We start from the raw sequence: 11,642 nt of genomic DNA, 5'->3' as shown, positions 1-11,642 counted from the left end.
AGTTTATCTGTAATGTAAATGTCTCTAGAAACATTCTGAATTTGATCTACCATTAAATGTACTTCTCCAGTATTTTCCATTGTAAGTTCTAAAGGTACTTCTAATTCATTAGAGATTTCTTGAACACCTGCAATTACATATTTATTGTCATCTGAAGGGAATTTCCAGTAAATGTCTGTATTAGCAGTTCCGTAAACCTTAGAATCATATCCTTTATCAAAATCAAATGAGTTCGTTTCTTGAAAAGAAACTGCTATTTGATGGTGAAGTAACGTTTCCTCTGTGTTCTTGTATTCAAATCCTACTTTAATAATAGGTAACAAATTATTGTTACTTACTGTTTTGCTACTTTTTTTACTTGTTTTAAAGAATACAGATTGATCTCCTTCTGTAACGTATGCTCTTTGGCTGTTGTTAAAAACAATTGGAGCACCACCTGCTTTGTCTCCTTCAATAAAGAATCCTTGACCTATTGCTATATAAGGTTCCGGCTCTTTGTATGTCTGACTACCTAAACCAGAAGTTCCGTTATTATCATTAATACTAATATCTGCTATTTTATCTGCTGCGACTCCTGTAACGTAGTTTATGGTTGCATATCCACCAATGTAACCACCAAATATGTGACCATCGATTCCGCTTCCTTCACCAAGTATACTTTCATGATGTTCCCAAAAGTAAAGTGTCCCAGTAGTATGCGCAAAATTATCTTGTATAAATTTCATAGTATTCATAGCAGAAGGGAAAGGGTTACCTATTAAGTAACTGTCTCCTGCAGCTATTGATTTAGTTGAACTAAAATCACCATCATTTGGTGTACCTACAAAAGTATAATTTTGTTTTCTTCCGGGTCCTTTAAAAATAAATCCATCACCGCGCGCTATAGTTCCACTTTTATATTGATGTACCCAATTAGATCTACCATCAGATCCAGGTGCATAGGTGTATATCCAATGATCAGCTAAAGAAATAGGATCTGTAGTAGCTCCATCATATCCACCAACAAATGTAATGTCTTTTGGATTACTAGGATCTGTACCGTCTTTTAATACATCTTCTATTGTGTAGTTGTTTACGCCTGAATTAACAGGAGAACTCATATATCCGTATCTGTATAAACTTGGTATTTCTGAGTTTTGATCTACTAAAAGGTTCCCCATAGTTCCAGAAACAGAACTAGTAATTGTACTTGTACCAGTATGTGTTTGTACTAATTGAGCTAAAGTACCTGCTAAACGAATATCTCCGTCTAAAGTAATATCATTAGTAACCACTAACAATTGGTCTGTTACTGTTAAAGTTTTACTTGCATTTACTTTTAGCTTTCTTGCACTTAATCTATTACTAGTATGCTCAAAATTTTGATCAATTACTACTGAACGAGATCTATCTGGATAACCATTTGTATATACATTGTTACTAGCTGTTGAAGTAGTAATGTTAATTCTGTGTAAACCTAACAAAGTATTCGCATCTGTACTAGACTCTTTTATTTCTGAGATTAAAGCATCTTGAGGATGTCTTTTATCATAAAAATTAATAGTGTTTCCTACTTGTTGATAAGGTATTATTGCATCATCTATAAAAACTACCCATTCACTTGGTGTGTATGTAGTGTTAGTTGTTAGTGTTTCATCTATTCTTACTAATGATGTTTTATTAGTAATATTAGAAACAACATCATATCTATCGGCCCAAGAATAAATACCAGAGGCAGATGAAAGTGTAATAATATCATTAGCATCATCTAATTCCGTTAAATCGTTATTAATGATTACTGTTGCATCGGCTGCTATCTCACTCGTAGAAATAATACTATTTGTACTCTTTTTGAATAATACAGATTTACCAGCTTTTAGTACTGTACCAACAATATCAGAAGCATCTGGAGTTACACCTGTTTGATCACCAGTTTTATCTTTGTACAATTGAATTTTAATAGTGTTTGCAGGAATATCAGTTGTACCAATATTGGTTATTTCTATCCATCTTTCTGCACCAAATTGATACACTTGCGTAATCATAACGTTTGCTGCGTCTGGTTTATCTCTATAGTCAAGATCACCTGTACCAGGGAAATCATTATCTGTATCTCCAAAAGCACTTTCTAAAGAAGCTGCATCAGTAACTTTATCTCCTGAGCCTAAACCGTCATTTACAGTAGAACCAGCAATAGTTAAATCATTGTTATCATCGAAGTTATCATCTAAACCATCGTTATCTTCATCAGTTCCACTAAGGGTATTGTCATCATCTCCATTTTCAATAATATCAAGAACACCATCGTTATCTGAGTCTGCATCTAAATAATCTGGTACATAATTAGCACCTGAATCACCGTCTGTGTTTATAGGGCTTACACCAATATTAGCACCATCTTCGTATTGGTCATCTACACCGTTCTTATTAGCATCTGTTATTCCTGATGCTCCGCTACCAACACCTGTTGGAGCTTTATAACCACTTGTGGATTGTCCTTCTACATTATCAGGAATACCATCGTTATCTGCATCTATGTCTAAAAAGTTAGGGAAACCGTCAGAGTCTGCATCACCTTTGGTGTATGAAGTTGGTTTTCCATCATTAGTATCATCTGCACTAGTAAGAATTAAAGCATCAGAAGTATTTGCACCATCAGTATCTACACCAACAACTAAAGCATTTGTTGGGTCTCCGTCTACAGTGTCATTAAAACCATCATTGTCTGTATCTACAAAAGAATCTGCTAATCCATCTCTATCAGTATCTGCACCACCTGCTTCAATAACGTCTGTAATACCATCATTATCTGAGTCAAGGTCTAAGTGATTAAGAATACCATCTTTGTCTGTGTCTCCATTAGAATATGTATCCGGGTTTCCGTCACCATTGGCATCAGCACCTGTAGCAATTAATACATTACCTGTATTTGCGCCATTTGTATCTGTACCAACAGCTAAAACATTTGTAGGATCACCGTCTACAACATCATTAAAACCATCATTATCAGCATCAGTAAAATTATCTGCTCTACCATCACCGTTTGCATCGGTTCCGCCAGCTTCTACTACATCTGCAATACCATCATTATCTGCATCTAAATCTAAATGATCTAAAATACCATCGTTATCTGTATCTCCATTTGGATAAGAATCAGGGTTTCCGTCACCATCAGCATCAACACCTGTAGCTATTAAAGCATCAGAAGTATTTGCGCCATTTGTATCAGTTCCAACAACCAAAGCGTTTGTAGGATCACCGTCCACCACATCATTAAATCCATCGTTATCAGCATCAGTAAAGTTATCCGCTCTACCATCACCGTTTACATCGGTTCCACCAGCTTCTACGACATCTGCAATACCATCATTATCTGCATCTAAATCTAAATGATTCGGAATACCGTCATTATCTGTATCTCCGTTCGGGTAAGAATCCGGGTTTCCATCACCATTAGCATCAGCACCTGTTACAATTAAAGCGTCGGAAGTATTAGCTCCATTTGAATCTGCACCAACAGCTAAAGCATTTGTAGGATCACCGTCCACGACATCATTAAAACCATCATTATCAGCATCTACAAAATTGTCTGCTCTACCATCACCGTTTGCATCGGTTCCACCAGCTTCTACAACATCTGCAATCCCATCATTATCCGCGTCTAAATCTAAATGATTTAAAATACCGTCGTTATCTGTGTCTCCATTTGGATAAGTATCCGGGTTTCCGTCACCATTAGTATCAGTACCTGTTGCGATTAATACATTGTCTGTATTTGAACCATTTGAATCTGTACCAACAGCCAAAGCGTTTGTAGGATCACCATCTACCACATCATTAAAACCATCATTATCAGCATCTACAAAATTGTCTGCTCTACCATCACCGTTTGCATCGGTTCCGCCAGCTTCTACCACATCTGCGATACCATCATTATCCGCATCTAAATCTAAATGATTTAAAATACCGTCGTTGTCTGTATCACCGTTCGGGTAAGAGTCAGGGTTTCCGTCACCATTAGCATCAGCACCTGTAGCAATTAATACATTATTTGTATTTGTACCATTTGAATCTGTACCAACAGCTAAAGCATTTGTAGGATCACCATCTACCACATCATTAAAACCATCATTATCAGCATCAGTAAAATTATCTGCTCTACCATCACCGTTTGCATCGGTTCCACCAGCTTCTACAACATCTGCAATACCATCATTATCTGCATCTAAATCTAAATGATTAGGAATTCCGTCGTTGTCTGTATCTCCATTTGGATAAGAATCAGGATTTCCGTCACCATTAGTATCAGCACCTGTAGCGATTAATACATTGTCTGTATTTGCACCATTTGAATCTGTACCAACAGGCAAAGCGTTTGTAGGATCACCATCTACCACATCATTAAAACCATCATTATCCGCATCTACAAAATTGTCTGCTCTACCATCACCGTTTGCATCGGTTCCACCAGCTTCTACCACATCTGCAATCCCATCATTATCCGCATCTAAATCTAAATGATTAGGAATTCCGTCGTTATCTGTGTCTCCATTTGGATAAGAATCTGGGTTTCCGTCACCATTAGTATCAGTACCTGTTGCGATTAATACATCATTTGTATTTGCACCATTTGAATCAGTTCCAACAGGCAAAGCATTTGTAGGATCACCATCTACCACATCATTAAAACCATCATTATCAGCATCTACAAAATTGTCTGCTCTACCATCACCATTTGCATCGGTTCCGCCAGCTTCTACTAAATCTGCAATACCATCATTATCTGCATCTAAATCTAAATGATTAGGAATCCCGTCGCTATCTGTATCTCCGTTCGGGTAAGAATCTGGGTTTCCATCACCGTTAGTATCAGCACCTGTTGCGATTAATACATTGTCTGTATTTGCACCATTAGAATCTGTACCAATAGGCAAAGCATTTGTAGGATCACCGTCCACGACATCATTAAAACCATCATTATCAGCATCTACAAAATTGTCTGCTCTACCATCACCATTTGCATCGGTTCCGCCAGCTTCTACTACATCTGCAATACCATCATTATCCGCGTCTAAATCTAAATGATTCGGAATACCATCGTTATCTGTATCTCCATTTGGATAAGAATCAGGGTTTCCGTCACCATCAGTATCAGCACCTGTAACTATTAAAGCATCAGAAGTATTTGCACCATTTGTATCGGTACCAACAGCTAAAGCATTTGTAGGGTCACCGTCCACAACATCATTAAATCCATCGTTATCAGCATCAGTAAAGTTATCCGCTCTACCATCACCGTTTACATCGGTTCCACCAGCTTCTACTACATCTGCAATCCCATCATTATCCGCATCTAAATCTAAATGATTCGGAATACCATCATTATCTGTATCTCCACTAGTGTACGTATCTGGTTTACCATCATTATTAGCATCATTTCCTGTTACTATTAAAGCGTTGTTTGTATTTTCAGAAACACCATCTTGCCCAACATCACCATCAACAAGGTCATTAAAACCATCATTATCAGTATCTATAAAACCATCAGCTTTACCGTCACCATTTACATCGGTTCCACCAGCTTCTACAACATCAGGAATACCATCGTTGTCTGCATCTAAATCTTGAGTATCTGGTATACCGTCTCCATCTGAATCTGGATTTGTAATTGTGTTACCGTTAGTTCCTCCTACAACATAGTCATCGTATGTATCATCTAAACCATCACCATCGGTATCGTTAGATAATGTTCCGTCTGCATTAATAGCATCTACGATACCATTACCGTCTGTATCTACACCACCAGCTTCTACTAAATCTGGAATACCATCGTTATCTGAATCTAAGTCTAAAGAATTAGGGATACCGTCATTATCTGTGTCTTCGCAATTATTTGAGAAAACACTTACTAAATCTAGAGCAGCGCCAATTCCTATAGAACCAGGTACAGGAGGAGATGCTTGAAACTCTATTGAAGTTTCTGTAGTTGTAGCTATAAAAACAGTAGTAAAGCTATACCATTTTTTTGGACCAACAATTCCGTTAATTGTACCTTCTGCTTTTGCTTTTAATGTTTGATCATAAATAGTAGAACTACCTGCATCTTTTACTTTTACATTTAAAGTAACATCTTGACCTGTTCCATGACCAATATCTTCTCCCCAATAAAAAGAAAGTGTATATGTATTTCCTGGTACTGTAGTAAAAGTTTGTGAAAGAATATTGCTTACACCTCCATCGCTTTTATCGTTATTACCAAGAACGTCTATGTATTGCTTTCCATTATAAGCGTTTGCATATGTATTAGTAGACCAACTTGGAGATTGTCCTCCAACCCATCCGTCTAGGTTCTGTGTATAATTCCAACCTGTTAAAGTGTTTGTGTTTAATGTTTTTCCTATAAATGTACCAGAACTATTTGTTCCTCCGTTTGGAAATTCAGATGTACTAGAAAAATCTTGAAGTTCGAAATCACCATTTACAATTAAGTTACCGCAACCTTCATCTGTATCTAAGATACCATCGTTATCGTCATCTAAATCAAAAAAGTCTGATACTCCATCACCATCATTATCTTTAAAATCTCTATAATCTACATCTCCACCTGAATCTAAATCTGAATCTTCATCTCCTAAATTACTTGCATTTGGTGTATCTATTTCATCATTTACGTCATAAGGATCATTCTTATTTGAACCTTCAAAATTATCATCTAAACCATCTCCATCGGTATCTATACCAGACAAACTGTTATTCTCATTTCCATTTTCGGCAATATCTGCAATACCATCATTGTCTGAATCTGAGTCTAAATAATCTGGATTGTCTGTATTGTCTGTATTTGTTGGAGTAATACCTACGGTACCTACTTCATATTTATCGTCGATACCATTATTATTTTCGTCAGCCATAGCTGTACCAACACCACTTGGAGCAATATAATCTGCTGTAGTTTGTGCTTCTATATTGTCTGGAATACCATCATTATCTGCATCGATGTCTAAAAAGTTAGGTAGATTGTCTGTATCAGCATTACCTTTTGTGTAAGTGTCTGCTATTCCATCAGTATTCGTATCTGTACCTGTTGTAATTAAAGCATTACCTGAGTTGTCTGTTCCGTTTACATTACCGTCTACAACATCATCAAAACCATCATTATCTGTGTCTGTTGTTAATTTACCTGTAGCATCAATATTATCTACTTTTCCGTCTCTATTAGCATCGGTTCCTCCGGCTTCAATAATATCTACAATACCATCGTTGTCTGAGTCTAAGTCTAAATGATTTGGAATACCATCACCATCGGTGTCAATAGTATTATTATTGCCATCTACCATAGTACCAGTCTCATCTGTTTTTACAAGTGCATTACCGTTTGTACCATTAGTTCCTGGACCGTCTGAAGCATTTGTATCATAAATGTCTGCCAAACCATCGTTGTCTGTATCTGTATCTTCATCTACACGTCCGTCTCCATTAGTATCTACTCCGCCAGCTTCTATTAAATCTGGAATACCATCGTTGTCTGCATCTAAGTCTTTACTGTCTAAGAAGCCGTCTCCGTCTGTATCTCCATTCGGATAACTGTCTGGAATACCATCATTATTACCATCTTCACCTGTAATAATTAGTGCTTTTGTATCGTCTGTAGTTCCATTTACATCTCCATCTACAGAATCTGCAAATCCGTCGTTATCATTGTCTGTTGTGGCATGTATTCTACCATCTCCATTTGCATCTATACCACCAGCTTCTACAACATCTGGAATACCATCGTTGTCTGAGTCTAAGTCTTGTGCATCTGAAATACCATCTCCATCTGAATCTGGATTAGCAATAGGTGTTCCATTAGTTCCACCTGTAACATTGTCATCATAGATATCTGCTAAACCATCATTATCTGCATCTACCATTGATGTTGGATCTCCATAAGTTGGGTAATCGATTACACCATCTCCATTAGTATCTACACCACCTGCTTCTACAATATCTGCAATACCATCGTTGTCTCCGTCTAAATCTAAATGATTAGCAATGCCGTCTCCGTCTGTATCGTATACATCCGGAATACCATTTCCATCAGCATCTGTATAATTTGTTGTACTACTATCTCCGGTATTACCATTGTCTGTAGTGTCTTTGTAGTTAGGAATTCCGTCTCCATCTTCATCTCCATCAGGGTTGTTTCCTCCGCTTTCTAAAATGTCTGGAATACCATCATTATCATCATCTAAATCTATATCATCTGAAACTCCATCATTATCAGAATCACCTTGTTTAACAGTAATTGTAATTGTTGCAGTATCACAAGTAAGATTGTTTGGTGCTGGTAAACATACTTGGTATTCAAAAGTAACTGTTCCTGTAAAATCTTTACTTGGCGTATAGGTATAAGTACCGTTAGTATTTAACACGAAACTTGTGTTAGATCCACTATAACTAAAAGAAGAACCGGTAGGAACTTGATCATTATCTCCTACGTTTCCATTTACAGGTGTATTCCAAATAGTTTCAGCTGTATCATCAGTAGCATAAGATTGAAGTATGAAAAATTTTCCATCACCATGATCTGTTGTGGCAGCAGTTAATTGAACTCTAGTGATACGTGATCCAATAGGAGCTATTTCACTTAAATAAAATAAGGCAATCCCTATCGTTCCATTATTCTCTACAACTCGGTCTGATAACCAATAATCTGAATTTACACGTGGCTTTGTTACAGCTCCCGGAGTACCTATGTTACTGCCACTGCCACTACCACTACCTGTACCACCAAAACCCCATTCAGTTTTACCGTTTGCATGTACAAAAGTTTCTCCTAAATATTGTTCTGCACCACCAGTAGAAGGTATACCAAAAACTTCAATATGGTAAGCGTTGTTAGCGTTTCGCTCTGTAATTGCCACAATTGCTCCTTCATTAGAAGGAATTGCAGGATCATATAACAATGATTGTCTTTGTGCGTCTGTAGTTCTTTCTGTAGTATAGTTATAATTAAGATTTCTCCCGTTTACACTAGATGTAAAATAGTGGTTTAAGTTTTTATCTTGAAAAGCAGCTAGGGCTTTTATGTTCCAATTAGCACTTCCGAAACCATTTACTGTAGAGGTAGGAGTAGGACCACTATTACCTGCACCAATAGGTGTATTACCATTTAGTTTAATCGCATTTCGGATATGACCCTGTGGCCCTACTTGGGTTAATTGATAGCCTGAAGGAACTGCGAATAAGTCAAACACTTTGCCATCTACCGTAAAACTTTTTATGTTAGCGGCATCTGTTCTTGTAGTTTGATTCCCTATCCATTGAAAAGTTACATCATCTTGAATACTTGCTGCATCTGTTTGCGCTTGAGTATTTGTAATAAAAAATAAAAGGAAATTACATATAATTAATCCTTTTACAAATAAGTATTTATGTCTCATATATTTTACTTTGATAATTTTTTTTTTACGTTTTTAATGTACAGCGCATTTTATTGCAGACTGCTTTATTTAATCATTTAAGAAAATTTTAGCAGCTTGTGCATCGTTTTTATGAACGAGTACCAAGTTTAAGACCCTTTTAAAATAGAAAAGTCACTTTTATTTCTAAAGATTAAAATTATTTACTGTTTTATAAGTAGAAGTTGTTTTTTTGTGGCTAATTCTTGTCCATTTGCTATTTCATGCTTGAGCGCACGAATAGGTTTGTTTAAACTTTTAAGTATTAAACATATTTGCATTAAAAACAAGGAAGTTTCTGCTTGTTTTAAAGCTTTTTTTATTTTTTGAACAAAATAGATGGGGACCTGCATTGTAAAATGAAATATTCCCCCAAATATTTTCATTCCATTTATGAGCTTGGTCATTAAAAAGAAATTTTTAAGTTGCAAAAGTAGTTATTATTAATCATATAGTTTGTACAACAAACGATTAAGTTTAAAAAATTACGTTTTATTTTTTAAATTTTAGATTCAGAAACAACTTTAGCATGACAAATTTTACCCATTTATGTTGCATTTATGATCACAAAAAAAACCAGCGAAAAAGAATTCACTGGTTTAAATTTAATGATTGGTAGTCTGTTTTTAGTACATATCTAAAGGGTTATTCAATAACCACTTTTTTATTGATGGTACCTTTATTGGTATTCATTTTTACAATGTACATACCTTTTGGTATTTGGTTTTTAAGAGTTAGTTGGTAATCATTTTTTTGTTCTTCGATATTCCAAAAAAATGTTTGTTTACCAAGAATATTAATAAGAGCTACTTTATGTATTGCTATTTCTTGATTTTTAGAAATAACAATATTTTGATTTTTATTATCGGCATAAATCGTGGTTTCTTTAGGTAATATGTTATTCTCTAAACTAAGTACTGTCGCTTTTTTAAAAGCTAGTACAAAACGATTAGAGTACATGCCTTTATTTAAAGTTAAGTTTATTTTTTCTTCTGTTATATGATATGAATTGCCTGTAAGTTTATCTTTTATGTAGATTTCTCTAGAAACATTTTGAATTTTATCTAGCATTAGGTTTACTTGTCCGGAATAACCCATTGTAATTTCTAAAGGAACCTCTAAATCTTCAGATATTTCTTGTACACCAGCAATTACATATTTTCGATGATCATTTGCAAATTTCCAGTACATATCTGTTTTATTACTTTTAAATGATTCGGAGTCGTACCCTTTGTCATAATTAAATGAATTTATTGCTAGAAAAGAAATGGCTATCTGATGATGTAAATTTAAATCTTCTGGGTTTTTATACTCAAACCCTAATTTAATCATTGGTATTAATTCTTTAATTTTTGTTTCTGCATTTTGGTTGCTTTTATTCTCTTTTAAGGTCTTTTTATAATTATTGTCTATAGAGATGAGTTTTTCACAGACTTTTGCAGATGCAGCTGTATTTGGTATAAGATTGGCAAAAGATTTTGTGTTAAAGAAAATGGAAAGTAATAGTAAAAAGAAAATTTCTTTTTTGTGTATTTTCTTTTTTTTGTGCTGTTGGTTGTTAGAAAAAGTAGAGATTTCTGAAAATAATTTCTGCGTGTGTTTAAAGTTATTCATTTGTTTTGGGGGATTAAATAAATATGTTCTCAAATATAACGAAAGATTATTTGTCTTTACTGTTTTTTTTTGTTTTAAATGATTAGTTATTAGCTTATTATTGAATAATTTTTAGATTATTAGAAATCTATTTACAAGAAGTACATGTTTTATTCTTAAAATTACTATTTAATACTTTAAGTTGTATTAATTTTTTGGTGATAGTGTAAGAGCTGTTTTAAAAAAAAGGATAAAAAAAGCTGAATAATGATTTTATTATTCAGCTTTAATTAATGAACTTATTTTTAGTGGTTATTCAATAACCACTTTTTTATTGATTGTACCTTTATTGGTATTCATTTTTACAATGTAGACACCCGTTGGTATTTGTTTGTTGATGTCTAATTGGTACGTAGTTTTTTGCTCTTTCATTTCCCAAAGACGTACTTTTTTACCAAGTATGTCATACAACTCAACTTTATTAATTTGTACTTCATTGTTTTTAGAAATTACAATTTTGTGGTTTTCATTGTCTGCATAGATATTGGTATCGGCAGTTAAGGTATCTTCATCTAAACCAAGTACTGTAGCTTCTTTAAAAGCCAGTACAAAACGATCTGTATACGT

General features: G+C 34.8%; 4 protein-coding genes. All 4 read right to left on the bottom strand.

The window, feature by feature from the left end:
- Positions 1–9,404: DUF8693 domain-containing protein (locus MPF19_RS18390; RefSeq protein WP_502925254.1), on the bottom strand; the 9,404-nt coding region annotated here is incomplete at its 3' end.
- Between the two features lie 182 nt (positions 9,405–9,586).
- On the bottom strand, positions 9,587–9,829 hold the full coding sequence (locus MPF19_RS18385) for a hypothetical protein (RefSeq protein WP_249989746.1): 243 nt from the start codon (positions 9,827–9,829) through the stop codon (positions 9,587–9,589).
- Between the two features lie 238 nt (positions 9,830–10,067).
- Positions 10,068–11,036: a T9SS type A sorting domain-containing protein gene (locus MPF19_RS18380; protein ID WP_249989745.1), complete on the bottom strand. Its 969-nt coding sequence runs from the start codon at positions 11,034–11,036 to the stop codon at positions 10,068–10,070.
- Between the two features lie 291 nt (positions 11,037–11,327).
- On the bottom strand, positions 11,328–11,642 hold a 315-nt coding region (locus MPF19_RS18375; RefSeq protein WP_249989744.1), incomplete at its 5' end, for a T9SS type A sorting domain-containing protein.

The organism is Polaribacter sp. Z014 (assembly GCF_023555435.1).
Lineage (GTDB): Bacteria > Bacteroidota > Bacteroidia > Flavobacteriales > Flavobacteriaceae > Polaribacter.
This window is presented reverse-complemented; position numbering and strand designations above follow the sequence as displayed.

Coding starts and splice junctions, on each gene's coding strand:
- MPF19_RS18385 (WP_249989746.1), bottom strand. CDS start 9,829: ATGACCAAGCTCATAAATGGAATGAAAATATTTGGGGGAATATTTCAT.
- MPF19_RS18380 (WP_249989745.1), bottom strand. CDS start 11,036: ATGAATAACTTTAAACACACGCAGAAATTATTTTCAGAAATCTCTACT.